Annotated in this window: 28 protein-coding genes; 2 read left to right on the forward strand and 26 right to left on the reverse strand. The window is 64.2% G+C overall.

The window, feature by feature from the left end:
• Nucleotides 1-124 precede the first annotated feature (124 nt).
• Entirely contained in the window at nucleotides 125-901 is a 777-nt protein-coding gene (locus EZM81_RS14600; RefSeq protein ID WP_135450677.1) for an SDR family oxidoreductase, read from the reverse strand.
• A 238-nt stretch (nucleotides 902-1,139) separates the two neighbouring features.
• On the opposite strand from EZM81_RS14600, the gene EZM81_RS14605 reads away from it, so the two are divergent.
• The gene (locus EZM81_RS14605) at nucleotides 1,140-2,735 is read left to right on the forward strand and encodes a peptide chain release factor 3 (RefSeq protein WP_136646212.1); all 1,596 of its coding nucleotides are present in this window, start codon (nucleotides 1,140-1,142) and stop codon (nucleotides 2,733-2,735) included.
• Here the strand turns inward: EZM81_RS14605 and EZM81_RS14610 are convergent.
• Nucleotides 2,732-3,151 carry a hypothetical protein gene (locus EZM81_RS14610; protein WP_136646213.1) on the reverse strand — a complete coding sequence of 140 codons (420 nt, stop codon included), beginning with the start codon at nucleotides 3,149-3,151 and terminating at the stop codon, nucleotides 2,732-2,734. The genes EZM81_RS14605 and EZM81_RS14610 overlap by 4 nt on opposite strands.
• Nucleotides 3,152-3,389: 238 nt before the next feature.
• On the opposite strand from EZM81_RS14610, the gene EZM81_RS14615 reads away from it, so the two are divergent.
• Nucleotides 3,390-4,979 carry a DEAD/DEAH box helicase gene (locus EZM81_RS14615; RefSeq protein WP_136646214.1) on the forward strand — a complete coding sequence of 530 codons (1,590 nt, stop codon included), beginning with the start codon at nucleotides 3,390-3,392 and terminating at the stop codon, nucleotides 4,977-4,979.
• Between the two features lie 101 nt (nucleotides 4,980-5,080).
• Here the strand turns inward: EZM81_RS14615 and EZM81_RS14620 are convergent, their stop codons facing one another.
• The 24 genes from EZM81_RS14620 to EZM81_RS14730 all read right to left on the reverse strand — a co-directional run bounded on the left by EZM81_RS14620 (nucleotide 5,081) and on the right by EZM81_RS14730 (nucleotide 26,048).
• Nucleotides 5,081-6,757, reverse strand: a complete 1,677-nt coding sequence (locus tag EZM81_RS14620; protein ID WP_136646215.1) for a ribonuclease J — start codon at nucleotides 6,755-6,757, stop codon at nucleotides 5,081-5,083.
• Nucleotides 6,754-7,527, reverse strand: a complete 774-nt coding sequence (locus EZM81_RS14625; RefSeq protein ID WP_136646216.1) for a type III pantothenate kinase — start codon at nucleotides 7,525-7,527, stop codon at nucleotides 6,754-6,756. The genes EZM81_RS14620 and EZM81_RS14625 overlap by 4 nt, the downstream gene beginning before the upstream one ends.
• A 90-nt stretch (nucleotides 7,528-7,617) precedes the next feature.
• Nucleotides 7,618-8,364, reverse strand: a complete 747-nt coding sequence (locus tag EZM81_RS14630; RefSeq protein WP_136646217.1) for a biotin--[acetyl-CoA-carboxylase] ligase — start codon at nucleotides 8,362-8,364, stop codon at nucleotides 7,618-7,620.
• Nucleotides 8,354-9,790 (reverse strand): NADH-quinone oxidoreductase subunit NuoN, encoded by a 1,437-nt coding sequence (nuoN, locus tag EZM81_RS14635; RefSeq protein WP_135450671.1) that lies wholly within the window; start codon nucleotides 9,788-9,790, stop codon nucleotides 8,354-8,356. Before nuoN ends, EZM81_RS14630 begins: the two co-directional genes overlap by 11 nt.
• A 10-nt stretch (nucleotides 9,791-9,800) precedes the next feature.
• On the reverse strand, nucleotides 9,801-11,339 hold the full coding sequence (locus EZM81_RS14640) for an NADH-quinone oxidoreductase subunit M (RefSeq protein WP_136646218.1): 1,539 nt from the start codon (nucleotides 11,337-11,339) through the stop codon (nucleotides 9,801-9,803).
• A 12-nt stretch (nucleotides 11,340-11,351) separates the two neighbouring features.
• Nucleotides 11,352-13,589 carry an NADH-quinone oxidoreductase subunit L gene (nuoL, locus tag EZM81_RS14645; protein WP_136646219.1) on the reverse strand — a complete coding sequence of 746 codons (2,238 nt, stop codon included), beginning with the start codon at nucleotides 13,587-13,589 and terminating at the stop codon, nucleotides 11,352-11,354.
• Nucleotides 13,590-13,593: 4 nt separating this feature from the next.
• Nucleotides 13,594-13,899, reverse strand: a complete 306-nt coding sequence (nuoK, locus tag EZM81_RS14650; RefSeq protein WP_135450668.1) for an NADH-quinone oxidoreductase subunit NuoK — start codon at nucleotides 13,897-13,899, stop codon at nucleotides 13,594-13,596.
• A 51-nt stretch (nucleotides 13,900-13,950) separates the two neighbouring features.
• A complete protein-coding gene (locus EZM81_RS14655) occupies nucleotides 13,951-14,364 on the reverse strand; it encodes a hypothetical protein (RefSeq protein WP_136646220.1) in 414 nt (137 codons plus the stop codon).
• Complete coding sequence (locus EZM81_RS14660; protein ID WP_135450666.1) at nucleotides 14,364-14,978, reverse strand: NADH-quinone oxidoreductase subunit J; 615 nt, start codon at nucleotides 14,976-14,978, stop codon at nucleotides 14,364-14,366. The genes EZM81_RS14655 and EZM81_RS14660 overlap by 1 nt, the downstream gene beginning before the upstream one ends.
• Nucleotides 14,975-15,394: a carboxymuconolactone decarboxylase family protein gene (locus EZM81_RS14665; protein WP_135450665.1), complete on the reverse strand. Its 420-nt coding sequence runs from the start codon at nucleotides 15,392-15,394 to the stop codon at nucleotides 14,975-14,977. The genes EZM81_RS14660 and EZM81_RS14665 overlap by 4 nt, the downstream gene beginning before the upstream one ends.
• Nucleotides 15,395-15,406: 12 nt before the next feature.
• On the reverse strand, nucleotides 15,407-15,901 hold the full coding sequence (gene nuoI, locus EZM81_RS14670; RefSeq protein ID WP_135450664.1) for an NADH-quinone oxidoreductase subunit NuoI: 495 nt from the start codon (nucleotides 15,899-15,901) through the stop codon (nucleotides 15,407-15,409).
• A 2-nt stretch (nucleotides 15,902-15,903) separates the two neighbouring features.
• A complete protein-coding gene (gene nuoH / locus EZM81_RS14675; RefSeq protein ID WP_135450663.1) occupies nucleotides 15,904-16,941 on the reverse strand; it encodes an NADH-quinone oxidoreductase subunit NuoH in 1,038 nt (345 codons plus the stop codon).
• A 15-nt stretch (nucleotides 16,942-16,956) separates the two neighbouring features.
• Nucleotides 16,957-17,361, reverse strand: a complete 405-nt coding sequence (locus EZM81_RS14680) for a hypothetical protein (protein WP_135450662.1) — start codon at nucleotides 17,359-17,361, stop codon at nucleotides 16,957-16,959.
• 3 nt (nucleotides 17,362-17,364) lie between these two features.
• Nucleotides 17,365-19,398: an NADH-quinone oxidoreductase subunit NuoG gene (nuoG, locus tag EZM81_RS14685; protein WP_136646221.1), complete on the reverse strand. Its 2,034-nt coding sequence runs from the start codon at nucleotides 19,396-19,398 to the stop codon at nucleotides 17,365-17,367.
• A gap of 196 nt (nucleotides 19,399-19,594) precedes the next feature.
• Nucleotides 19,595-19,999 carry a DUF5333 domain-containing protein gene (locus tag EZM81_RS14690; RefSeq protein ID WP_135450660.1) on the reverse strand — a complete coding sequence of 135 codons (405 nt, stop codon included), beginning with the start codon at nucleotides 19,997-19,999 and terminating at the stop codon, nucleotides 19,595-19,597.
• Nucleotides 20,000-20,106: 107 nt separating this feature from the next.
• Nucleotides 20,107-20,355, reverse strand: coding sequence for a hypothetical protein (locus EZM81_RS14695; protein ID WP_136646222.1), 249 nt, complete (start codon nucleotides 20,353-20,355; stop codon nucleotides 20,107-20,109).
• A gap of 5 nt (nucleotides 20,356-20,360) precedes the next feature.
• On the reverse strand, nucleotides 20,361-21,656 hold the full coding sequence (gene nuoF, locus EZM81_RS14700) for an NADH-quinone oxidoreductase subunit NuoF (protein ID WP_135450658.1): 1,296 nt from the start codon (nucleotides 21,654-21,656) through the stop codon (nucleotides 20,361-20,363).
• 10 nt (nucleotides 21,657-21,666) lie between these two features.
• Nucleotides 21,667-21,888 carry a DUF5337 domain-containing protein gene (locus EZM81_RS14705; protein WP_136646223.1) on the reverse strand — a complete coding sequence of 74 codons (222 nt, stop codon included), beginning with the start codon at nucleotides 21,886-21,888 and terminating at the stop codon, nucleotides 21,667-21,669.
• An 8-nt stretch (nucleotides 21,889-21,896) separates the two neighbouring features.
• Nucleotides 21,897-22,433 (reverse strand): hypothetical protein, encoded by a 537-nt coding sequence (locus EZM81_RS14710; protein WP_136646224.1) that lies wholly within the window; start codon nucleotides 22,431-22,433, stop codon nucleotides 21,897-21,899.
• Between the two features lie 111 nt (nucleotides 22,434-22,544).
• The gene (nuoE, locus tag EZM81_RS14715) at nucleotides 22,545-23,609 is read right to left on the reverse strand and encodes an NADH-quinone oxidoreductase subunit NuoE (protein ID WP_136646225.1); all 1,065 of its coding nucleotides are present in this window, start codon (nucleotides 23,607-23,609) and stop codon (nucleotides 22,545-22,547) included.
• A gap of 3 nt (nucleotides 23,610-23,612) precedes the next feature.
• Entirely contained in the window at nucleotides 23,613-23,771 is a 159-nt protein-coding gene (locus EZM81_RS18335; protein WP_169052384.1) for a hypothetical protein, read from the reverse strand.
• A complete protein-coding gene (locus tag EZM81_RS14720) occupies nucleotides 23,771-25,012 on the reverse strand; it encodes an NADH-quinone oxidoreductase subunit D (protein WP_136646226.1) in 1,242 nt (413 codons plus the stop codon). Before EZM81_RS14720 ends, EZM81_RS18335 begins: the two co-directional genes overlap by 1 nt.
• The gene (locus EZM81_RS14725) at nucleotides 25,012-25,446 is read right to left on the reverse strand and encodes a thioesterase family protein (RefSeq protein WP_136646227.1); all 435 of its coding nucleotides are present in this window, start codon (nucleotides 25,444-25,446) and stop codon (nucleotides 25,012-25,014) included. The genes EZM81_RS14720 and EZM81_RS14725 overlap by 1 nt, the downstream gene beginning before the upstream one ends.
• On the reverse strand, nucleotides 25,443-26,048 hold the full coding sequence (locus tag EZM81_RS14730) for an NADH-quinone oxidoreductase subunit C (RefSeq protein ID WP_136646228.1): 606 nt from the start codon (nucleotides 26,046-26,048) through the stop codon (nucleotides 25,443-25,445). Before EZM81_RS14730 ends, EZM81_RS14725 begins: the two co-directional genes overlap by 4 nt.

Raw genomic sequence — 26,048 nt, forward strand, 5'->3', positions numbered from 1 at the left:
CCACATGGGGGGGCGACCGCACATGGCTTGCACCCGAGGCAAGCGAACACTTCGACCACCCGCCCTGATCAAGACAAGACCCGGATCGGCAGCGCGCAGCGTGGCCGGCCTCGACCGCAACCGGCTACAGCGTCGTGTTGGTCGCCCCGCCATCCAGCAGGATGTTCTGCCCCACAATGAAACCGGCGTGCTGAGAGCACAGAAAGGCACAGGCCGCCCCGAATTCGGCCGGAGTGCCATAGCGCCCGACCGGAATGGTGGCCGCCCGTTCGGCAATTGCCTGCTCCATGCTGATCCCCCGCGCCTTGGCCACCGCCGCATCCAGCGCAACCGCGCGGTCAGTGGCGTGGATGCCCGGCAGCAGATTGTTGATCGTGACGCCGCTGCCTGCCACCTGACGTGACGTGCCTGCAACGAAACCGGTCAGTCCCGCCCTGGCCGAGTTCGACAGGCCCAGAACCGCCACCGGTGCCTTGACCGAGACGCTGGTGATGTTCACCACACGCCCCCAGCCCCGGTCCATCATCCCCGGCAACACCGCCTGCATCAACGCGATCGGCGTCAGCATGTTGGCGTCGAGCGCACGGATGAAATCCTCGCGCCCCCAGTCCGACCACTTGCCCGGCGGCGGTCCGCCCGCATTCGTCACCAGAATGTCGAACGGCCCCTCGGCCAGCACCGCCGCCCGGCCGCCTTCCGTGGTGATGTCACCCGCAACGGCGACAACATTCACCTGATGGCGCGCCCGGATCTCTGCCGCTGCTGCGTCCAGCGCCTCCACGCCCCGCGCGTTCATCACCAGGTCCACTCCGGCCTCGGCCAAAGCCTCGGCACAGCCCCGCCCCAAGCCCCTGGACGATGCACAAACCAGCGCCCGCTTTCCCCTGATCCCCAGATCCATGACCGATCCTCCCTGCCTTGCGGACCCTAGCATCCGCCGGGACAAGGACAAGAACCCCAAGCCGATTTGCTCCTTCCTAAATACTCTCGGCGCGATTGGCGGGCTAAGCGCCCCCAACGCCCAAGAAGGAGGCGAAGCCCGACGACGAGGCAAAAGCCTTGCGGCCATGGCCGCTTCGGTCAAAGGCCCCCCGGCAGCTTCCTTGCGGGACGGGCGCACAACCCCTATACGGGCGCCCATGTCGAACCGTGCCCCCCTTCCGCCCGAAATCGCCCGCCGCCGGACCTTTGCGATCATCTCGCACCCGGACGCGGGCAAGACGACGCTGACCGAAAAGTTCCTGCTGTTCGGTGGGGCGATCCAGATGGCAGGCCAGGTCCGCGCCAAGGGCGATGCGCGGCGCACGCGGTCGGATTTCATGAAGCTGGAACAGGAGCGCGGAATCTCCGTCTCGGCCTCGGCCATGTCGTTCGACTACCGCGATTTCCGCTTCAATCTGGTCGATACCCCCGGCCACAGCGACTTTTCCGAAGACACCTACCGCACGCTGACCGCCGTTGACGCCGCAATCATGGTGATCGACGGGGCCAAGGGCGTGGAATCCCAGACCCGCAAGCTGTTCGAGGTCTGCCGGCTGCGCGACCTGCCCATCCTGACCTTCTGCAACAAGATGGACCGCGAAAGCCGCGACACCTTCGCCATCATCGACGAGATCCAGGAAAACCTGGCCATCGACGTGACGCCGGCAAGCTGGCCGATCGGCATGGGACGCGACTTCATCGGCGCCTACGACCTCCTCCACGACCGGCTGGAGATCATGGACCGCGCCGACCGCAACCGGGTGGCGGAATCGATCAAGATCAGCGGGGTGGACGACCCCAAGCTTGCCGAACACATCCCTGCCGACCTGCTGGCGAAGTTCCACGAGGAACTGGAAATGGCGCGCGAGCTTCTGCCCGCCTTCGATCGCACGGCCTTCCTGAACGGCTCGATGACGCCGATCTGGTTCGGCTCGGCCATCAACTCCTTCGGCGTGAAGGAGCTGATGGACGGCATCGGCGAATACGGGCCCGAGCCTCAGCCGCAGAAGGCCGCCGAACGCCAGATCGACCCGTCCGAACCCGCCGTCACCGGCTTCGTCTTCAAGGTCCAGGCGAACATGGACCCGAAACACCGCGACCGCGTGGCCTTCGTCCGCCTCGCCTCGGGCCATTTCGAACGCGGCATGAAGCTGTTTCATGTGCGCTCGAAAAAGCCCATGTCGATCACCAACCCGGTCCTGTTCCTGGCCGCCGACCGGGAACTTGCCGAGGAAGCCTGGGCCGGCGACATCATCGGCATCCCGAACCATGGGCAACTGCGCATCGGCGATGCGCTGACCGAAGGCGAATCCCTGCGCTTCACCGGCATCCCGAGCTTTGCGCCGGAACTCCTGCAAACGATCCGCGCGACCGATCCGATGAAGGCCAAGCACCTGGAAAAGGCGCTGATGCAGTTCGCCGAGGAAGGCGCGGCCAAGGTGTTCAAGCCGATGATCGGCTCGGGCTATATCGTCGGCGTCGTGGGGGCCTTGCAATTCGACGTGCTGGCATCCCGGATCGAGCAGGAATATTCGCTGCCCGTCCGGTTCGAGGGGTCGAACTTCACCTCGGCCCGCTGGATTTCCGGCGACAAGGCGGCAATCGAAAAGCTGGTCAACGTCAACAAGGGCCATATCGCGCATGACAGCGACGGGGACCTGGTGTTCCTGACGCGCCTGCAATGGGACATCGACCGCGTGCTGCGCGATTATCCGGGGGTGAAGCTGACTGCGACCAAGGAGATGATGGTCTAGCCCACCGGACTTGAAACCTGCGCCATGATTGCGGGCCGCCAGCCATGATCGGGTGACAGCTTGGCCAGCGTCACCTTGCGGACGCTGGCCGGTATGGCCGCGCAGCCCTCGGCCACGATCGTCAGCAGATACTCGCCCACAGGAAACCTCTGCCCTATCCGCACCACGGCAAGCTGACCGGGAACCAGAGGTGGTGTATGGCCCAGGAAAGCGCCGGACGGGCCTTCGACGCGGAACCGGAGCCGCCCGCAGGCGCTGTCTGGCGCGACGATCAGGATTCCATAGCTGCCAAAGTCAGAGGTGGAGGCCAAACGAAACTCGGCGCGGCAACCCTGCGGGTGGCAGCCGTCCGGATCGGCAGACAAGGGCATGGGCAACACCGCCAGCAGGGCGGCAATTCGGAGCAGGGTTCTCATAATGTGCCTGACAGAAAAAAGGAGTCGCGGAATGCAGTGCAGATGTAGTCTGGTCGGCAAAATTTTGAAAAAAAATACCACAGACTAGGCGGTCTGACCAGACGGATCCCGCCTGCCTTGACCCTTGGACAAGTTTCGGCTATGGGCACCCGGTGGCCACAGGGGTCACGACGCCGGGGCGCCCGGAAACTTGCGTCCCAGAACTCATGCGGTCCGATGCCGCATTCACAGGACGCACATGACCAAATTCTCCGACCTCGCGCTTGACCCGCGCGTGCTTCAGGCCATCAGCGAAGCTGGCTACGAAAGCCCCACGCCCATTCAGGCCCAGGCCATCCCCGAGGCGCTGAAAGGGCGCGATGTTCTTGGCATCGCCCAGACCGGCACCGGCAAGACGGCAAGTTTCACCCTGCCGATGATCACGCTGCTGGGCCAGGGCCGCGCCCGCGCCCGGATGCCGCGCAGCCTGGTCCTTGCACCTACGCGCGAACTGGCCGCCCAGGTGGCCGAAAACTTCGACATCTACGCCAAGCACACCAAGCTGACCAAGGCGCTCCTGATTGGCGGCGTTGCCTTCGGCGAACAGGACAAGCTGATCGACCGTGGCGTCGATGTGCTGATCGCCACCCCCGGCCGCCTCTTGGACCATTTCGAGCGTGGCAAGCTTCTTCTGACCGGCGTGCAGATCATGGTGGTGGATGAAGCCGACCGGATGCTTGACATGGGCTTCATTCCCGATATCGAGCGCATCTTCCAGCTTACCCCCTTCACCCGCCAGACCCTGTTCTTCAGCGCCACCATGGCGCCCGAGATCGAGCGGATCACCAACACCTTCCTGACCAATCCGGCCCGGATCGAGGTGGCGCGCCAGGCGACGACCTCGACCACGATCACGCAAAGCCTGATCGAGGTGACACCGGCGCGGAAGGATCGCGCCTTTGCCGACAAGCGGGCCGTGCTGCGCGCGCTGATCAAGGCAGAAGGCGATTCCTGCACCAATGCGATCATCTTCTGTAATCGCAAGATGGATGTGGATGTGGTGGCCAAGTCGCTGAAGGCGCATGGCTTCAACGCAGCACCCATCCATGGCGACCTTGACCAGTCGCAGCGGATGAAGACGCTTGACGCCTTCCGCGACGGCACGCTGCACCTGCTGGTCGCCTCGGACGTGGCGGCGCGCGGGCTCGACATTCCTGCGGTCAGCCATGTGTTCAACTTCGACGTGCCATCGCACCCCGAAGACTATGTCCACCGCATCGGTCGTACCGGACGGGCCGGGCGTCTGGGCAAGGCCTTCACGATCGCCGTGCCCTCGGACGAGAAATACATCAAGGCCATCGAAAGCCTGATCAAGTCCGAAATTCCGCGCGGGCCACTGCCCGAAGGCTTCACCCCCAGCGCAGACGATGGCCGGCCGGACCGCCCGCGCGAGGATCGCGGCCCCCGCGGCCGCGACCGCGGCACCCGCGGCCGGGAACGGGAACGCCCGGTGAAACCGCATGACGAGGTGGCGCCGATGGAACCGCTTGTCGCCGCACCGAAGCCCGAGGCAGTCGAGGCAGTCGAGCCGGCCGAGCCCCGCCGAGCAGAACGCCGCGAGGACCGGCGCGAACCGCGCGGCGACCGGCGCCGGGAGGACCGGCCCGAACGCAGGGAAGACCGCCGCGAGCCGCGCGAGGATCGGCGCGACTACCGCCGCGACCGCGACCTCGGGCCTGCCGTCGTCGGCATGGGCGACCATGTGCCAGACTTCATCCTTCGCAGCTTTGCGCTGAAGCCCGCACCCGCCGAAGAGACAGACGACACGGCAACGGGCACCCAGGGCTGAGGGCAGGCGCACAGGCCCCCTTACCTCGTCGGTTTCGACTTCCTGCCGGCTGGAAGCCCGCAAGGAGTGACGGTGTCCTCGACAATCGGTCTGGCGGCTGACTACTCGGCCATCAGCCGGCTGATGACCACGGTCACTTCTGGCTTCTTCCCGATCTCTTCCATTGCAACCTGGCGCACCAGCCTGCGGATTTCCTCTTCCAGCTTGGCGTCATCCTTCAATAGCTTCCGGCCCGCCCGATCGGTGAAATGGGCAAGGTCCGCTTCCATCGCCTCGGCAAGCGGCCGGTTGCCCCGCCCGGTGGCCGGCAGTCCCATCAGCTCGACCCAGGGTTCGCCCATCGGCTCGTCGGTTTCGTCCAGAATCACCGTCACCAGAACATGACCGTTCAGGGCCATGCGGATGCGGTCACGCACCACACCGTCCAGGGCCCCGATCAGCGCGTTGCCGTCCAGATAGACCCGGCCGGTCTCGACGTATTCTGCCACTTCCGGCACGTCACCGGTCAGGTCCAGCATCGTTCCGTTCACCGCCACTGCCGCAGCAATGCCGCTTTCGGTGGCAATGCGCACATGCTCGGCCAGATGACGATGTTCGCCGTGCATCGGGATCAGCATGTCGGGCAGGATCAGCCTGTGGACATGTTCCAGATCCGGCCGGTTGGCATGGCCAGAAACATGATACCGCCCGCCCTGGTCATCGACCACGATCACGCCTTTCTCGGAAAACGCATTCCAGACCCGCAGCACGTCGCGTTCATTGCCGGGGATGGTCTTGGACGAAAACAGGAAGGTGTCGCCCTCCTTCATCTCGAGCCCCAGATACTTGCCGCGCGACAGCTGGGCGCTGGCCGCCCGGCGTTCGCCCTGGCTGCCGGTGACCAGAAGCATCAGGTTCCGCCGCGGAATCTCGGCCGCCTCTTCCGGGGTGACGGTCCTTGGAAAGCCCGAAAGAACCCCGGCCTCCTCTGCCGCCGTCAGCATCCGCTTCATCGACCGACCCAACACACAGATCGTGCGGTCGGCAGTGCGGGCGGCCTCGGCAAGGGTCTTCAGCCGCGCGACGTTCGAGCCGAAGGTCGTCGCCACCACCATGCCCGAGGCATTGCGGATCAGCTCGGTCAGAGGTTCGGCCAGGGTGGATTCCGACCGGCCGGGATGGGTGGAAAAGACATTGGTGGAATCGCAGGTCATCGCCTTGACCGGGCGCTCTGCCACGATCTCGGCCAGACGTGCGTCGTCCCAGGGTTCGCCCACCACCGGGCTATGGTCTATCTTGAAGTCGGCCGAATGGAAGACGCGTCCCGCTGGCGTGTCGATCACCAGGGCCGAGCTTTCCGGAATCGAATGCGACACGGGCACGAACTGCACCCTGAAGGGCCCCGCCTCGACTGCCGCCGGCCGCGCATCAACGGTCACGATCTGGTCGATGGGAAGGCCGGCCTCTTCAAATTTCAGCCGCCCTATGGTCGCTGTGAAGCGGCGCGCATAGACCTTCTTCTGCAACCGGGGCCAATGGTGACCCAAGGCGCCGATATGATCCTCGTGCGCATGGGTGATGAAGATCGCCTCAAGCCGGTCCAGCTTGTCGTGCAGCCACGAGATATCGGGCATGATCAGATCGACACCGGGCGACGTGTCCATGTCGGGGAAGGCCACGCCCAGATCGACAAGGATCAACCGTTCCCTGCCGATCGGACCGTAGCCATACACGTAGCAATTCATGCCGATCTCCCCGGCACCGCCAAGGGGAAGATAGATCAGCCGGTTTGCAGTCATCGGGTATCCTTGTTGTAGGCATTGATCAGGACAAGGCCATGGATGGTCAGGTCGTCCTCGATCGCATCAAACAGGTCGGTTCCTTGCGCGAACAGGGAAGCGAGACCACCTGTCGCAATCACTTTCATCGGCCTCTCGCGCTCGCGCCGCACCTCACGCACGATGCCCTCGACCAGGCCCACATAGCCCCAATACACGCCAGATTGCATGCAGGCCACCGTATTCGTGCCGATGGCCCGGGCCGGCTTCGCGACATCAATATGGGGGAGGGCTGCTGCGGCCATGTGCAGGGCCTCGAGCGACAGGTTCACGCCGGGGGCGATCACCCCGCCGACATAGGCGCCGTCGGTGTCCACCACGTCGAAGGTGGTGGCGGTGCCGAAATCCACCACGATCAGGTCGCCGCCGTGCCGGTCGTGGCCTGCAACCGTGTTCACCAGCCGGTCGGGGCCGACCGTCGTGCCCTGATCGACACGCGGCGCCACCGGCAGCTTGCAGTCGGGCTTGCCGACCACCAGCGGGCGGCAGTTGAAATAGCGGTCGCAGAGGACGCGCAAGTTGAAGACCACGCGCGGCACGGTCGACGAAATGATCGCTTCCGTAATGGTAGCCTTTGTTCCGGTCATGGTCATCAGCGAACAGAGCCAGACATAGTATTCGTCCGCCGTCCGCTTGTGATCGGTGGCGATCCGCCAGGTGGCGATGAAGCGCGCGCCGTCCCAGATCGAGAAGACAGTGTTGGTGTTGCCGCAGTCGATGGCAAGAAGCATGGGGGGCGTCTTTCGCTTTGGCAGCGGATCGGGGGTTTCACACCCCCGGTCCGCCGTAGAGTATTTTGCAAGGAGCAAGCCCAAGGTCGTTCAAAAGAACACCTCCGCCGCGGGGATGGCAACAGGGCCATCCTTCATCCGCAGGATCAGGTTGCCGTTTTCATCAATGGTCTCGAACCGCCCTTCGCGCGTCTCTGACCCGGTACGGGCACGGATCGTTTCGCCAAGGCGGGCGGCATGTGCCAGCCATGCGGTGCGAAGCGGGGCGAAACCCTGCGTCTGCAGGGTCTCTTCCCAGGCGGCAAAGGCGGGGGCGAGCGCATCAAGCAGGGTTTCCGGCAGGATTCGCAGGCCTGTCTCCTGCAAGAGCGAAACCGGCGGCACCGCGCCGGGTTCGACCATACTTGGTTCTGGGGCGGCGATCAGGTTCACGCCGATCCCGATGCAGAGCACGGGATCACGGCTGCCAAGGCCCTGGCTTTCCAGCAGGATGCCAGCGATCTTTCCCCCGTTGCACAGCACGTCATTCGGCCACTTCAGCGCGAAGCTGCCCGGAAGGCCTGACAACCGCACCAATGCATCTCGCAGGGCCAACGCGGCAACGAAAGACCGCAATGCCACGGTCTCGGCGCGTTCTGCCGGTTTCAGCACCAGTGAGCCGTGAAAATTGCCCCGCGGGCTTGCCCAGGGGCGCGCCCTGCGGCCGCGACCGGCCGTCTGGATTCCGGCGAGGATCCAGGTCGGACGCGACAGTCCAGGGGCGCGACGGAAGCCCTCGGCATTGGTGCTGTCGATTTCGGGCAGGACGATGCGCCCTGCCCCGCCTTCAGCGGACAAGCGCTTCGGCGGCCAGCGCCGCCGGACCCTCGATCCCGAACAGATTGATGACGCCCAGAAGCATGATCGCGGCCACGGCGACCAGCATGGCCCATTGCACCGGCGCCATGCGGCTGTCCACCGGATCCTGTTCGGCACCGAAGTACATGTAATAGACAAGGCGCAGGTAGTAGAAGGCCCCGATCACGCTTGCGATGGCGCCGGCCACGGCCAGCCAGACCATGCCCGCATCGACGGCCGCCTTCAGCACATAGAACTTGCCGAAAAAGCCCACCATCGGCGGAACGCCGGCAAGCGAGAACAGCAACACCAGCATCGCCAGGGCCTTCAACGGCTCTTTCTTCGCGAACTGGTTCAGGCCGGCGATATCCGAAACGGGGCGTCCGTCGCGTTCCATCGACAGGATGAAGGCGAAGGTGCCCACGTTCATCGTGACGTAGATCGCCATGTAGATCAGCGTGGCCTGCACGCCATAGGCCGTGCCGACCGCGAGGCCGATCAACGCATAACCCATATGGGCGATCGAGGAATAGGCCATCAGCCGCTTGATGTCGCGCTGGCCAATCGCCGCCACGGCGCCAAGGAACATCGACGCGACTGCAAGGCCCGCAAGCACCTGGCCCCACTGCGTCGGGATGCTGCCGAAGGCGTCCTGCGCCAGGCGAGCGATCAGCGCCATGGCTGCCACCTTCGGCGCGGTTGCGAAGAAGGCGGTGACTGGCGTGGGCGAGCCTTCATAGACGTCGGGCGTCCACATGTGGAAGGGCACGGCACTGACCTTGAAGGCCAAGCCTGACAGCATGAAAACCAGCCCGAAGAGCAAGCCCAGGGGCACGCCGTCCTTCACCGTGGACAGGATACCCGCGAACTGCGTGGTGCCGGCATAGCCATAGACCAGCGAGGCACCGTAAAGCAGAAGGCCCGAGGAGAGGGCGCCCAGAGTGAAGTATTTCAGGCCCGCTTCCGACGATTTCACGCTGTCACGCCGCATCGCAGCCACGACATAGAGCGACAGCGACTGCAGCTCGAGCCCCATGTAGAGCGTGATCAGGTCGGCGGATGAGACCATGACCATCATCCCCACCACCGCCAAGGTAACGAGTATCGGGTATTCGAAGCGCAGAAGATCGCGGCGGGTCATGTAGTCCTGGCTCATCACCAGCACTGCCGCCGCCGAAAGCAGGATCGTGACCTTGGCGAACCGGGCAAAGGGATCGTCGATGAACAGCCCGTTGAACACCGTGCGCTCGCCGGTGCCGGCGAAACCGATATAGAGGGCCAGCGCCACGAACAGCCCGGCCGTCGCCCATACCAGCGTCGGGGCCAGCCGGTCCCTGGTGGAATAGACCGCCACCATCAGCGCGGCCATCGCATAGCCCGACAGAAGGATCTCGGGCAGAAGGATGCGGAAATCTGCAGAGGTCATGTCGGGCTTCCTAGTGCATGGCCAGCGCCGCCGGATCGGCAGGCAGCGCGGCGTGATAGTCGGAGACGAGGGCGGCGACCGAGGGGCCGATGATGTCGGTCACAAGGCTCGGATACACGCCCAGGATCAGGGTCATGGCGATCAGGGGGGCGAAGATCGCCTTCTCGCGGCGGTCCATGTCGGTGATCGACTTCAGCGCCTCCTTGATCAGGTCGCCGAAGACGACCCGGCGGTAAAGCCACAGCGCATAGGCTGCCGACAGGATCACCCCCGTGGTGGCCACCGCCGCGACCCAGGTGTTGACCTGAAAGACGCCGACCAGGGTCAGGAACTCGCCGATGAAGCCCGAGGTGCCGGGCAGGCCCACGTTCGCCATGGTGAAGAACATGAAGACCAGCGCATAGGCCGGCATCCGGTTCACGAGCCCGCCGTAGGCGTCAATCTCTCGGGTGTGCATCCGGTCGTAGATCACGCCCACGCAAAGGAACAGGGCTCCCGAGATGAAGCCGTGGCTCAGCATCTGGAAGATCGCTCCATCCACGCCCTGCTGGTTCGCGGCGAAGATGCCCATGGTCACATAGCCCATGTGCGCGACCGAGGAATAGGCGATCAGCTTCTTCATGTCGGTCTGCGCCAGCGCCACCAGCGAGGTGTAGACGATGGCGATGGCCGAAAGCCACAGCACCAGCGGCGCCATCACGTCCGACCCCACCGGGAACATCGGCAGGCTGAAGCGCAGGAAGCCGTAGCCGCCCATCTTCAGAAGGATCGCGGCCAGCACCACCGATCCGGCGGTCGGCGCCTGAACGTGGGCATCCGGCAACCAGGTGTGCACCGGCCACATCGGCATCTTCACCGCGAAGCTGGCGAAGAAGGCCAGGAACAGCAGGGTCTGCAACCCGCCCACGACATGAATGCCGAGCAGGCTGAACGTCTCCGACCCGAAGTTGTGGGTCAGAAGTTTCACGATGTCAGTCGTGCCTGCGTCCATGTACATCGCGATCATCGCGACCAGCATCAGGACCGAGCCGAGGAACGTGTAGAGGAAGAACTTGAAGGCCGCGTAGATCCGGTCCTTGCCGCCCCAGATCCCGATGATCAGGAACATCGGGATCAGGCCCGCCTCGAAGAACAGGTAGAACAGCACCAGGTCCAGCGCCATGAAGACGCCCAGCATCAGCGTCTCAAGCACCAGGAAGGCGATCATGTATTCCTTCACCCGGTGCTCGACGTTCCAGCACGACCAGATGGTGATCGGCATCAGGAACGTGGTCAGCATGACGAAAAGGATCGAGATGCCGTCCACTCCCATCTTGTAGGTCAGGCCCAGAATCCACTGGCGTTCCTCGACGAACTGGAAGCCGGTGTTCGACGGGTCGAAGCGCAGCAGCACGAACAGCGAGATCACGAAGGTCGCGCTGGTGGTGAAAAGCGCAAGCCACTTGGCCCCGTTCCGTGCCGCCGCGTCGTCGCCACGCAGGAACAGTGCAAGGATCAATGCCGCGACCAGCGGCAGGAAGGTGATGATCGAGAGAAGCTGGTTTTCCATGATCCCGCGCCCTTACTTCGCGCCGCCGAACAGCGTCATCCAGGTGACAAGGATCACGATCCCCAGCACCATCGCGAAGGCGTAGTGGAACAGATAGCCGGACTGAGCACGGCCTGCGAGGCGGGTGAAGAAGGGAATGATCCCCATGGCCACCCCGTTGATGGTGCCGTCGATGACAGCACCGTCGCCCCTTCTCCACAGGAAGCTACCCAGCCATTTCGCCGGCCGAACGAACACCCAGTCGTAAAGTTCGTCGAAATACCACTTGTTCAACAGGAACAGGTACAGCGGGCGCTGCTGGGCGGCCAGACGGCCTGGCAGGTCTGGACGGCGAATGTAGAACAGCCAGGCCACGGCAAAGCCGATCAACATGGCAAAAAAGGGCGAGACCTTGACCCAAGCGGGCACAAGGTGCGCCGCATTGATCATGGTGGTCGGCGCATGTTCGGCCTTGGCGACCTTGGCTGCATCCAGCCGGCTGTCGACGAGCGCCTGTTCCTCCGGTGTGAAGGGCAGCATGAGCAGCGCCCCTTTCGGCGCCGCAGCAATGCCGTGCGCTGCTGCGCCATGGTCGGTTGCGGGCATGGTACCGCCTTCGGTGTCTGCGGCGGCCGCATCGCCATGGGCTTCGGCCGGGGCTTCCGCCCCATGGGCGGCAGTGTCGCCATGCGCGGCAACTTCCATTCCGAACCAGTTCCGCACCGCAGTCTCGTCGCCGAAGAAGACCTTGTACCAGATCATGCCCGAGAAGACCGCCCCCAGTGCCAGAACCCCAAGCGGGATCAGCATGACCAGCGGGCTTTCGTGCGGCTCGTGGTGGTGGTCGTCGTGACCATGGGTCTCATGCACCGCGCCGTTCTGGTGGTCCTGGGCATGACCATGCGCGCGGCTTTCACCGTAGAAGGTCATGAACATCAGCCGCCAGGAATAGAAGCTGGTGAAGCATGCGGCGATGACCAGCAGCCAGAAGGCATAGGACGAGCCGACATAGGCCGATTCAATGACCGCATCCTTCGACAGGAAGCCGGCAAAGCCGTAATGGGTCAGCGGGATGCCAACGCCAGTAATCGCCAGCGTCCCGATCATCATCGCCCAGAAGGTCAGCGGGATCTTCTTCCGAAGGCCGCCATAATTGCGCATGTCCTGTTCGTGGTGCGTGGCATGGATCACCGACCCGGCACCCAGGAACAGCATCGCCTTGAAGAAGGCATGGGTGAACAGGTGGAACATCGCCACCGGATAGACCCCCACGCCTGCGGCCACGAACATGTAGCCCAGCTGCGAGCAGGTCGAATAGGCGATCACGCGCTTGATGTCGTTCTGCACCAAACCCACGGTCGCCGCGAAGAAGGCGGTCGTCGCCCCCAGCACGGTAATGAAGGCTGTCGCCTGCGGCGCGTATTCGTAAAGCGGCGACATCCGGCAGACCAGGAAGACCCCTGCCGTCACCATGGTCGCGGCGTGGATCAGCGCGGAAACCGGCGTCGGGCCTTCCATCGCGTCGGGCAGCCAGGTGTGCAGGATCAGCTGCGCCGATTTCCCCATCGCCCCGATGAACAGCAGGACGCCCACCAGGTTCGCCGCGTTCCACTCGGACCACAGGAAGGTCAGGTTGGTCTCTGCCAGTGACGGAGCGGCAGCGAACACGTCGTCGAAGCGGATCGAGTCGGTCAGGAAGAACAGCGCCATGATCCCCAGCGCAAAGCCGAAGTCGCCGACCCGGTTGACCACGAAGGCCTTGATCGCAGCGGCATTGGCACTGGGCTTGCGATAGTAGAAGCCGATCAGCAGGTAGGAGGCGACGCCCACGCCCTCCCAGCCGAAGAACATCTGCACAAGGTTGTCCGCCGTCACCAGCGTCAGCATGGCGAAGGTGAAGAACGACAGATAGGCAAAGAAGCGGGCCTTGTAATCCTCGCCCTCGTGCCAGTTCTCGTCATGCGCCATGTAGCCGAACGAGTAGAGATGGACGAGCGCAGAAACCGAGTTCACCACGACCAGCATGATCGCGGTAAGCCGGTCAAGGCGGATGGCCCATTCGCTGCCCAGCGTGCCGCTTTCGATCCAGCGGAGGATAACGATACGCTGAGTCTCGCCGTCGAAGGTCAGGAAGATCCACCAGGACAGTGCGGCGGCCAGGAACACCAGCGAGGTGGTGATGACCTGCCCGGCCTTTTCGCCGATGAGGCGCCAGCCGAAGCCGCAGATGATGGCCCCGATCAGGGGAGCGAAGAGGATGATCGTTGCCATGTCCTTAGCCCTTCATCACGTTCACGTCTTCCACCTCGATGGTGCCGCGGTTGCGGAAGAAGACGACAAGGATCGCCAGGCCGATGGCGGCCTCGGCGGCGGCGACGGTCAGGACGAACATGGTGAAGACCTGCCCTACCAGATCGCCGGAATAGGAGGAGAAGGCGACAAGGTTGATGTTGACCGCCAGAAGCATCAGTTCGATCGACATCAGGATGACGATCACGTTCTTCCGGTTCAGGAAGATCCCGAAGATCCCGATCACGAACAGGGCCGCGGCCACTGTCAGGTAATGTTCAAGTCCCACCATCTCTCGTTCCCTCCGGGTCTGAAGCCCGTTGTCGTTCCGTCGTTCGTTGCGTCAGGCCTGCCCGGCCAGATCGCAGGCGCAGTGGGTCAGCGGCATTCTGACCCGGCTGGCCCGGTATCCGCTGGCCCGCAGGCTGGCCTGAATGTCGCCCAGCGTCTGCGCTGCCTCATCCCACATCGCGCCGCGCATGATGGCCGCGGCGCCGGCCAGGGTGCCCTCGGCCGCACCCGGATTCACGCACAAGGCGCGCCCCGACCGGCAGCTTGCCAGCACCATCTCGCCCGCAGCGTCGCGGTCGGATGCCGTCCAGAACAGCACCCAATCCCCGCGCGCCCCCTGATCCTGCAGCTCGACCACGCGGCCAGCTTCGTCCTCGCAGACAGGCAGACCTTGCAGGTCGGGCGTCCGCGCTCCGGCGGGCGCGACCAGCGCTGCGGTCAGAACAAGGGGAGCAGCAGCGTTCATCACAACCCCTGCCCCGGTTTAACGTCCTTCAGCTCCATCGCCTTGGCCGGGTCGCGCCACATCTGGGCCAGAACGTTCTGCCGCTTGATGTCCTTGCGGTGCCGCAGCGTCAGCAGGATCGCCCCGATCATCGCCACCAGAAGGATCAGGCCGGCCAGCTGGAACAGCAGGAAATAGCGGTCGTAAAGGATAAGGCCCAGCGCACGGGTATTCTCTACCTCGGTGGCAGAAGGCGCGACGGCCTTGCGCAGCGCCTCGGCCTGGTCCGCGACCTGCCAGACGCCGACGCCGATTGCCACCTGCATCAGCAGGACAACACCGATCAGCAAGCCCAGCGGCATGTAGCGCGCAAGTTCGCCCTTCAGCGCGGCGAAGTCGATGTCCAGCATCATCACGACGAACAGGAAAAGAACCGCCACCGCGCCGACGTAGACGATTACCAGAAGCATCGCCACGAACTCGGCCCCAAGCAGCACGAACAGGCCCGACGTCGAAAGGAAGGCAAGGATCAGCCACAGCACCGAATGCACCGGATTGCGGCTCAGCGTGACCATCAGGCCGGCCGTCACCGTCGTCGCGGCAAAGGCGTAAAAGGCGAAATCGAAGACGGTCATGCGTCTTTCTCCTCAGGTTCGTCAGTCTCGGCAAAGACGGCTTGCGCAATCTCAAGCGCCTTCTGCATGGCGGGCAGGCCGCCGAACATCGACATCTGCCAGATCACTTCCGCGATCTCGCGCTTGGTGGCCCCGGCGGCAAGGGCGTTGCGGATCGTCATCCGCAACTGCGGCTCGCCCGCCGGGCCAAGCACGGTCAGGGCAGCGATGGTTATCAGAAACCGGGTGCGGGCATCCAGCCCTTCCGGGTTGAAGGTCTTTCCGAACCACATCTCCAGAAGCTCTCTGGGCATGGCGGGAAAGAACTTTTCAAACGACTTCGGGTCGAAGTTCTCCATGCCCGGCATGAAGGCCTGGGCCATCTTCTGGCCCTGCTCCATCCAGGCAGCGAACATCTTGGCGAAGTCGTCGGTCATCACCCAAGGGCCTCAGCGGTACGGGGCGTCGATTTCCAGGTTTCGGGCGATCTCGGCTTCCCAGCGCTCGCCGTTCGCAAGGAGTTTTTCCTTGGTGTAGAACAGCTCTTCGCGGGTCTCGGTCGAGAATTCGAAGTTCGGGCCTTCGACGATGGCATCGACGGGGCAGGCTTCCTGGCAGAAGCCGCAGTAGATGCACTTGGTCATGTCGATGTCATAGCGCGTGGTGCGGCGGCTACCGTCTTCGCGCGGTTCGGCGTCGATGGTGATGGCCTGCGCCGGGCAGACGGCTTCGCACAGCTTGCAGGCAATGCAGCGTTCCTCGCCGTTCGGGTAGCGGCGCAGCGCATGTTCGCCGCGGAAGCGGGGCGACAGCGGCCCCTTTTCGTGCGGGTAGTTCACGGTGGCCTTGGGGGCGAAGAAATACTTCAGGCCCAGGGCGAAGCCCTTGATGAAGTCGGTCAGAAGGAAATAGCGGGTCGCGCGATTCCAGTCGATGTTCGCCATCGTCAGCCTCCAATCGTCCAGCGGGCCCAGAAGCCGCCGAGCACTTCGAACTTCGCGAGGAAGGCCACGATCACCACCCAGGCCAGCGACATTGGCAGGAACACCTTCCAGCCGATCCGCATCAGCTGGTCATAGCGGTAGCGGGGCACGATCGCCTTCACCATGGCGAACATGAAGAAGAAGAACCACATCTTCGCCACCATCCACCACCAGCCATCGGCAAGGCCCGGGATGGGCGAGAGCCAGCCGCCAAAGAACAGAAGGCTGATCAGCGCGCACATCAGGAAGATGGCGATGTATTCGCCGGCCATGAACAGCAGATACGGCGTCGAAGAATATTCGACCATGAAGCCTGCCACGAGTTCCGATTCCGCTTCCGGCAGGTCGAAGGGCGGGCGGTTGGTTTCCGCCAGTGCCGAGATGAAGAACAGGAACACCATCGGCAGGTGCGGCAGCCAGTACCAACCGAACAGGCCATAGCCGGTATCCTGGGCCGCGACGATGGCGCTGAAGTTCATGGCCCCGGTCGAGATGATGACACCAATGATGATGAGGCCCAGCGAGACCTCGTAGGAAATCATCTGCGCCGCAGAGCGGAGACTGCCGAGGAAGGCGTATTTCGAGTTCGAGGCCCAGCCGCCCATGATGACGCCATAGACCTCTAGCGACGACACGGCAAAGACGAACAGGATCGCCACGTTGATGTTGGCCAGCACCCAGCCGTCATCGAACGGGATCACCGCCCAGCCCAGCATCGCCAGGACAAAGGACAGCATCGGCGCCAGGAAGAACACCGGGCGGTCCACCCCGGCGGGAATCACGATCTCCTTCACCACATATTTCAGTGCGTCGGCCACCGACTGCAGCAATCCGAAGGGCCCCACCACGTTGGGGCCGCGACGCATCTGCACGGCGGCCCAGACCTTGCGGTCGGCATAGACCAGGAAAAGCAGGCTGATCATCACGAATGCCACGATCAGAAGGCTTTGTGCCGCAATCAGCACCGCCGTTCCGAACCCCGTGGAAAGAAACTCCGACATTTCAGCCCCTCATCCTCAAACCGTCGGTATTCCAAGCTCTGCGCATTCTGCCACCGCCACCGCCGCGTCGATGGTCCGCAGGCCCTGCGGCTGCCCGGGCGAGATGAGATAGACCGCATCCCCTACCCATGACCGCCCTTCCCTTCTGACTATGGTTCGCACCTGCCGCGCGAACCCGTATCCCCGATCCAGCGCATATTGCGCCGCCGCACAGCGGCCATAGGCCTCGACCTCTGCCCTGCCTGCCGGGCCACGCATGGCGACGGTCAGACTGACCAGGTCGTCGGTCAAGGGGGTCGCCTGAACCCCCTCATAGACCGGCTGGCCGCGTCCCTCTGACACCTCCGCCGCGGGCGCGCAAGCCCCCAGCGCCGCAGTCGCGGTGCCGAGGGTGGCGATCAGGGTCAGCGGGTGCTGCATGGCTTACTCCGCCGCCATCGGCGCGGCCGCCCGTGCCTTGGCCATCGCCGAGAGTTCCGCCATGACCGAGGAGGCCCGCGCGATAGGGTTCGTCAGGTAGAAGTCGCGGATCGCATTGCGGAACGTGGCCTTGGCCATGGGCTTCAGTTCAAGCGGCTGCCAGGCGTTCTCGGCCACCTCGTCTATCCGCCCCAGAAGCGGGTGCGCCGTGATCAGCGCATTACGCAACTGCGCCAGGCTGTCCCAAGGCAGCGTCGCCCCCAGCTCCGCCGAGAGCGCCCGCAGGATGGCCCAGTTCTCCTTTGCCTCGCCCGGGGCAAAGCCGGCGCGGAACGCAAGCTGCGGCCGCCCCTCGGTGTTGACGAACAGGCCGTTCTCCTCCGTCCAGGCCGCGCCCGGCAGGATGATGTCCGCCCGGTTCGCACCACGGTCGCCGTGGCTGCCCTGATAGATGACGAAGGGCGCATTGGTCCCGTCGCGGGTGATTTCCACCTCGTCGGCGCCGAGGTTGTAGATCACCTCGGCCCCGTTCACCGCCATCGAAAGCCCGCCATCCGTCACCGCGCCCACATCCATCGCGCCCACGCGCGACGCCGCCGTATGCAGGATCAGAAGCTTCGACTTGGAATTCTCGGCCAGCTTCATCGCATGGGCCAGAACCGCCTCGCCATCGGCCTCGTTGATCGCGCCCTGGCCGACGATGACCAGGCTGGGCTTGGCCTTCGTCTCGTCGGCGAACGCCTGCGATGCCAGCCTTTCCAACGCAGCGCGGTCAGTACCGATGTGGTCGTAGTCATAGGTCAGATCGGCCGCTTCACCGACCAGCCTGACAGTCGCGCCGGCCAGCCAGGCCTTGCGGATTCTGGCATTCAGAACGGCGGCTTCCACGCGCGGGTTCGTTCCGATCAGCCAGATCGCCCTTGCGCCGTCGATATCCTCGATCTTCGCGGTACCGACATAGCCCGAACGGTTGCCGGCGGGCAGCTTCGCGCCGTCGGTGCGGCATTCGACGCGCCCACCCAAACCCTCGATCAGCTGCTTCAGCGAATAGATCGCCTCGACCGGGGCCAGATCGCCAACCAGCGCGGCGACCTTCTTGCCTTTCATCGCCTCGGCTGCCTTGGCCAGGGCCTCAGCCCATGTCGCCTTCCGCAGCTTGCCGTTTTCGCGAACGTAAGGCACGTCCAGCCGCTGGCGGCGCAGCCCGTCCCAGACGAAGCGGGTCTTGTCGCTGATCCATTCCTCGTTCACGCCGTCATGGTTGCGCGGCAGGATACGCATGACCTCGCGGCCCTTGGTATCGACCCGGATGTTCGAGCCGAGCGCGTCCATCACGTCCACAGTCTCGGTCTTGGTCAGTTCCCAGGGCCGGGCGGTGAAGGCATAGGGCTTGGAGGTCAGCGCCCCCACCGGACAAAGGTCGATGATGTTGCCCTGCAGGTTCGAATCCAGCGTCATGTTCAGATAGCTGGTGATCTCGGCATCTTCGCCGCGGCCGGTCTGGCCCATCTGGGTGATGCCGGCAACCTCGGTGGTGAAGCGCACGCAGCGGGTGCAACTGATGCAGCGGGTCATCGCCGTCTTGACCAGCGGGCCCAGATCCAGATCCTCTGACGCCCTCTTGGGTTCCCGATAGCGGCTGAAGTCCACGCCATAGGCCATGGCCTGATCCTGCAGGTCGCACTCGCCGCCCTGGTCGCAGATAGGGCAGTCAAGCGGGTGATTGATGAGCAGGAACTCCAGCACCCCTTCCCGCGCCTTCTTCACCATCGGCGACTTGGTCTTGACCACCGGCGCCTCGCCGTTCGGACCCGGCCGCAGATCGCGCACCTGCATCGCACAGCTGGCTGCGGGCTTCGGCGGGCCGCCCACCACCTCGACCAGGCACATCCGGCAGTTGCCCGCGATCGACAGGCGTTCATGGTAGCAAAAGCGCGGGATCTCCACCCCTGCGACCTCGGCCGCCTGGATGATGGTCATCGCGCCATCGACCTCGACCTCGATCCCGTCGATGTTGATTTTCCTGAGATTGGTCATGGCCTTGCTCCGCCGTCCCTTCTGTGCACCCGCAGTCTCCTTGCGGCAGCAGTTCGTTCTGTTCGTCCCCGGCGCAGGCATGGCAGCCGTGGCCATTCCATGATGCCGGGATAAATCCTTTGCGCCCCCGGCCCAGCCGCGACGACACCGGGGCTGGCGTCCCACGGGCATTCGGGCATGACGGGGGCCATGGTCATCATTTCGTCGACCTCAGAAGCTGGCCGACCAGGCTGCCCTTGGCGATCTCTTCCTCGCCGATGGCGCAATAGACGTCGGTCTTGCCCGGCTCGGCCCCACGCTCCTTCAGGATCGCGGCCGCCAGCGCCTTGCCGCGCGCCTTTTCCTCCTTCGAGGTCACGAAGGCGCGGATTTCCTTGGCGGAATAGCCCTTCTTCAGCGCATAGTCGCGCAGCTTGGCCAGTTCGTTCAGCGCGCGCAACTTTCGCGGCTCGATGGTCGGGCAGTTGTCGGCGATGGCATCACCGATGAAACCCTGAAGCAGGGTTTCGTTGATGTAGGGTTCTTCGTTGATCGGCACCAGCGCCAGCGCCGGCGTTGCGGCGAGGGTGGCGCAAAGGGTCAGAATCCTGAACGGGCGCATGAGTGTCTCCTTGGCTGCTCGTGCCGCAGAGATGGAGGCGACGTTCCCTGATATGCCATGACAGACCGCTTTTCTCAGCGGTTTGTGATCCGTGATGACCGCGCCAGTCATGCACAGCCCCCCGGATAGACCCATTCCCCCGTCACGCGATCGTAGCGGTCATAGATCGTGGACCGCACGCCCCGCGGTCCGCACTGGGCATCTGCAAACTTCCGCGCGACGGCCCCTTCCCACATGGCGAAGGGCTGGCCGTTCTTCGTGACGCGCACCGGGCCGCTTGCGGCAACCGGCACCGTCTGCGGTGCCGTCGCCACGCAGGCAGCCTGAGCCATCATCAGCGAAAGGGCCAGCGCCATCCGCATCACTCCGCCGCAACGGCCGAGATGCGCCCGGTCTTGCGGGCCTTGATGCGGTCCTCGATTTCGTCGCGGAAGGCGCGGATCAGGCCCTGGATCGGCCAGGCCGCCGCATCGCCAAGGGCGCAGATCGTGTGCCCCTCGACCTGCTTGGTCACCGACAGAAGCATGTCGATCTCCTCGATCTCCGCCTCGCCGCGCACCAGCCGGTCCATGACCCGCATCATCCAGCCCGTGCCTTCCCGGCAGGGGGTGCACTGGCCGCAGGATTCATGCTTGTAGAACTTCGACAGGCGCCAGATCGCCTTGATGACATCGGTGGACTGGTCCATGACGATCACTGCCGCCGTCCCGAGGCCGGACCGCTGCTCGCGCAGCCAGTCGAAATCCATGATCGCATCGTCGCATTGCGACTGGGTCAGCAGCGGAACCGACGAGCCGCCCGGAATGACCGCCTTCAGGTTCTTCCACCCACCGCGCACGCCGCCGCAGTGTTCCTCCAGAAGCTGCTTCAGGGGAATCGACATCGCCTCTTCGACGACGCAGGGATAGTTCACATGTCCCGAGATGGCGAACAGCTTCGTGCCGGCATTGTTCGGCCGCCCGAAGCCCGCAAACCATTCCGGCCCCCGGCGCAGGATCGTGGGCACGACTGCGATGCTTTCGACGTTGTTCACCGTGGTCGGGCAGCCATAAAGACCGGACCCGGCCGGGAAGGGCGGCTTCATCCGGGGCATGCCCTTCTTGCCTTCCAGGCTTTCGAGCAGTGCCGTTTCCTCGCCGCAGATGTAGGCCCCGGCGCCATGGTGCAGGTAAAGGTCGAAATCCCAGCCCGACTTGGCCGCGTTCTTGCCCAGGAGGCCCGCGTCATAGCATTCGTCGATCGCGGCCTGCAGCACCTCGCGCTCGCGGATGTATTCGCCGCGGATGTAGATATAGCAGGTGTGTGCCCCCATCGCGAAGGACGCGATCAGCGCCCCCTCGATCAGCGTGTGGGGGTCATGCCGCATGATTTCGCGGTCCTTGCAGGTGCCGGGCTCCGACTCGTCGGCATTGATCACCAGGTAGGAGGGCCGTCCGTCCGACTGCTTGGGCATGAAAGACCATTTCAATCCCGTCGGGAAACCAGCCCCCCCGCGCCCGCGCAGGCCGGATGCCTTGACCTGCTCGATGATCGTGTCGCGGCCGCGCTTGATGATTTCGGCAGTGCCGTCCCAATGGCCGCGCTTCATAGCGCCCTTCAGGCTGCGGTCGTGCATCCCGTAAAGGTTTGTGAAGATACGGTCCTGATCGCGTAGCATTGCAGCCTTCCTAACCCCGGCGTCCCCGCCAGATCTGATACGTCACCACAAGGGCCCATAGAAACGCGGCCAGTGCGGCAAAATCGAACAGGAAGACGCAGCGCGTCTCCCACCCCAAGCGGCCGCCCAGCCATTGCGCCCCCATCCAGAGAAGCATCGTCACCGCCAGCACGATGCCGACCAGCCGCGCCTGGGCTGCCCGCTTTAGGTCCTGGGGATCGGGGCGATGCATTGGTGGCCCTAGTAATTGTTGGTCTTCGCGCGCTCGCGAAAGGCTTCCAGCCCCTCGCTCACGATGATCTTCGCCTGCACCACCCAGCGGTCTCGGACGATGCGGCCCTTGAAATTCTCCATTTCGGCATCGACCAGAACGATATCATCATCGCTCCAGCCTGCGATCTGGTCGAAGTGATAGAAACCAAGGGAATTCAGCAGCTTTTCCAGTGCGGGACCGATTCCCTCGATCTCCTTCAGGTCGTCAGCCCTGCCATTGCGCGGCGCTTGCAGCCGTTGCGGCCCGACGGGCGCGGCGGCAGCAGCCAAGGGGGCTGCGGGCGCGGTCACCGGCTGCATCGACGCGACGGCGGCTGATGCTTCGGGGGCCGGCACGATCTTGCGAACGCGCGGGCCGGGCTGGGCAGGGGTGGTTGCGCCCCAGGGCATGCCCAGGATCAACCCTACAAGAACGGCAAGGACACCGCCAAGGAAGGCTGCCGGAAACAGATCGAACTTGCCGACGACAACCAGGGCACCAAAGGCCACAAGGCCTGCCGCCACTCCGATCGCCCACCCCCCGAGATTCGGGGCATTCAAATTCTCAGCCTTGCGCATCTGCCGTCCCTCTCTGTGGTGCCCGTTGCGGGCTGTGTCAGTCTTCTCGTCCTTCCCTTACACCTTCGCTGCGCGGTGGGCGTCCTCGACCGAACCGCCCGCAGCCAGAACCTTCGCCTGCGCCACCCAGTTATCGCGGGTGACTCGGCCCTTGAACCCTTCCAGATTGGCATCGACCCAGGCCACTTCGGCCGGCGTCCAGGCAGCGATCTGGTCGAAATGCCAGAAGCCAAGTTTCTGACACAGCGCCTGCAATTTCGGCCCGACACCGCTGATCATTGTCAGGTCATCGCCCTTGCCATCGCGCGGCTCGGCAAGCGTCGCAGGCTTTACCCCTGCGGCCGCAGGGGTATCCGGGGCCGCAGCACCAGCCGGCGCCTTGGCCTTTGCAGCAGGCCTAGCCGCCTTGGCAGACTTGCCGAGCCACGGCATCGAAAGCGGCACTTCCGTTCCGTCGATCCGCTTCACCGTGTCGCCGATATCCACCGCCAGCTGCACACTGGCGTTGTATTGTGTCCGGCCGCTCTCGAACTCGGTCAGGCTGGTCAGCCCCGCCGCGGGTTCCGCCGCATAGCGCCCGATCTGCGAACCGGGCACCGGAACCTCTCCGGCCGAGAAACGCGCGATCAGCTCGCGCAGTTTCCCGGCGGTGAGATCCTCGTAGTAATCCTTGCCGATCTGGGCCATGGGTGCATTGGCACAGGCACCCAGGCATTCGACCTCTTCCCAACTGAACTTGCCGTCCGCACTCAGCGTATGGGGTGTCGGCGCGATCAGTTCCTTGCAGACCGCGATCAGATCCTCGGCACCGCAGATCATGCAGCTCGTGGTGCCACAGATCTGGATGTGGGCCACGCTGCCCACCGGCTGCAACTGGAACATGAAGTAGAACGTCGCCACCTCAAGCGCCCGGATGTAGGGCATGCCCAGCATGTCCGCGACATATTCGATGGCAGGACGGGAAAGCCAGCCTTCCTGCTCCTGCGCGCGCCACAGAAGCGGAATGATCGCCGATGCCTGCCGGCCCTCGGGGTATTTGGTGATCTGGCCTTTTGCCCATTCCAGATTCGCCGGGGTGAAGGCGAAGCTTTCGGGCTGGGTATGGTGAAGGCGGCGCAGCATGGCTCAGAAATATCCCCTGGCGAAGGTCAGGACCACGGCGGCCACGGCGCCCGAGACGGCGCCCATGACCAGCTTGTGGCCGTAGCGTGAACCGATCACCCCGGCGAGGCCCGAGGCCGCGCCCAGGATCAGGGTCCACAGATTGATCGTCACGTCCGGCATCAGCGGTCGATCTCGCCGAAAACGATGTCCAGCGTCCCGATGATCGCGCTGACATCGGCCAGCTGGTGGCCGCGGCACAGCCAGTCCAGCGATTGCAGATGCGGATAGCCCGGCGCACGGATCTTGGCGCGATAGGGACGGTTGGTGCCGTCGGCGACAAGATATACCCCGAACTCGCCCTTCGGCGCCTCGACTGCGGCATAGACCTCACCGGCGGGGACGTGGAAGCCCTCGGTGTAAAGCTTGAAGTGATGGATGAGGGCCTCCATCGAGGTCTTCATGTCGCCCCGCTTCGGGGGCGTGATCTTGCCGCGGGCCAGCACGTCGGTCTGTGCGGCCGGCTCGCGCAGCTTGGCGATGGCCTGACGGATGATCTTCGTCGACTCGCGCATTTCCGCCATGCGGCAGAGATAGCGGTCATAGCAGTCGCCGTTCTTGCCGACGGGGATCTTGAAGTCGAACTCGTCGTAGCATTCGTAGGGCTGGGCGCGGCGCAGGTCCCAGGCCAGACCTGAACCGCGCACCATCACACCGGAATAGCCCCACTGCTGGATGTCCTTTTCCGTGACCACGCCGATATCGGCATTGCGCTGCTTGAAGATGCGGTTTTCCGTCAGCAGGCCGTCGATGTCGTCCAGCACCTTGGGGAAGGCCTCGGCCCAGGTCTCGATGTCGTCGATCAACTGCGGCGGCAGATCCTGATGCACTCCGCCTGGGCGGAAATAGGCCGCGTGCAACCGGGCGCCGCAGGCGCGTTCGTAGAAAACCATCAGCTTCTCGCGTTCCTCGAAGCCCCAGAGCGGCGGGGTCAGCGCGCCTACGTCCATCGCCTGGGTGGTCACATTCAGAAGATGGTTCAGGATGCGCCCGATCTCGGAATAGAGAACCCGGATCAGACTTGCGCGGCGCGGCACCACCGTGCCGGTCAGCCGCTCGATCGCCAGGCACCAGGCATGTTCCTGGTTCATCGGCGCCACATAGTCCAGCCGGTCGAAATAGGGCAGGTTCTGCAGATAGGTGCGGCTTTCCATCAGCTTTTCGGTGCCGCGGTGCAGCAGACCGATATGCGGGTCGCAGCGTTCGACGATCTCGCCGTCCAGCTCCAGCACCAGCCGCAGCACACCGTGCGCCGCCGGGTGCTGGGGTCCGAAGTTGATGTTGAAGTTGCGGATGCGCTGCTCGCCGGTCTCGAAATCGGTCGAGCCGTCGTCATAGACCGTCTTGCGGATATCGCCGTCCATCAAACCGTCTCCTCTGCCCCGGTCCCGGCCTTCGCCATGGCCTTCGGCACGAATTTATCCCAGCGCACCAGAGCGCGCTGATGCCGCCCCTCGCCGATCATGTCCACCCCGTCATGGGCGCGAACCCTGAACCACACGAACCTGCCCTCGACGGCCGTCACTTCGGTCTCGACCTTCACCGTCAGGCCAGGAGGCGTGGGCGCAACGTGACTGACATCGACATACGTTCCCAGCGAGCCCTCGCCCTGTTCGTAATGGGGGGCAAGCTGCTCGATGCAGGCCCATTCCATCAGGCCCACCATGTAGCCCGTGGCAAAGACGCCCGGCATCGCCCGGAAAAACGCCGACTCCGGGTAAAGGGCCGGCACCGTGTGGCCGGCACCGATCCGGTGGCGGAACTCTGCCCGGTCGCCGATGGCAAGGCCCGGTTTCATTTCGCCTCGGCCTTCTGATCGCCGGGAAGGATGTATTCAGCCCCTTCCCAGGGCGACATGAAATCGAACTGCCGGTATTCCTGAACCAGTTTCACGGGTTCGTAGACGACACGTTTCAGCGCCTCGTCATAGCGAACCTCGGTGTAGCCGGTGGTCGGAAAGTCCTTGCGCAGCGGATAGCCGCGGAAGCCGTAGTCGGTCAGGATGCGGCGCAAGTCGGGGTGGCCCGAGAAGAGGATGCCGAACATGTCGAACACCTCGCGCTCGAACCAGTTGGCGCTGGGGTGCAGTTCGGTGATCGAAGGTAACATCCCGTCTTCGCGCACTGCCACCTTCAACCGGATGCGGTGGTTCCGATACATTGACAGGAAATGATAGACCACATCGAACCGCTGAACCCGTTCGGGGTGATCGACGGCAGTGATGTCGACCAGCGTCGAGAACCGGCAAGCCGGATCGTCGCGCAGGAACTCCACCAGCGATTCCAGATTGGCCAGGTTCGCAACGACGGTAAGCTCGCCATGAGCGATGGTATGGGACATCACCGCCTCGGGCTGCTTCAGCTCGATGATCCCGGCCAGTTCCTGAAGGGCTTCGTTCAT

The organism is Tabrizicola sp. YIM 78059 (assembly GCF_004959785.1).
Lineage (GTDB): Bacteria > Pseudomonadota > Alphaproteobacteria > Rhodobacterales > Rhodobacteraceae > Tabrizicola > Tabrizicola caldifontis.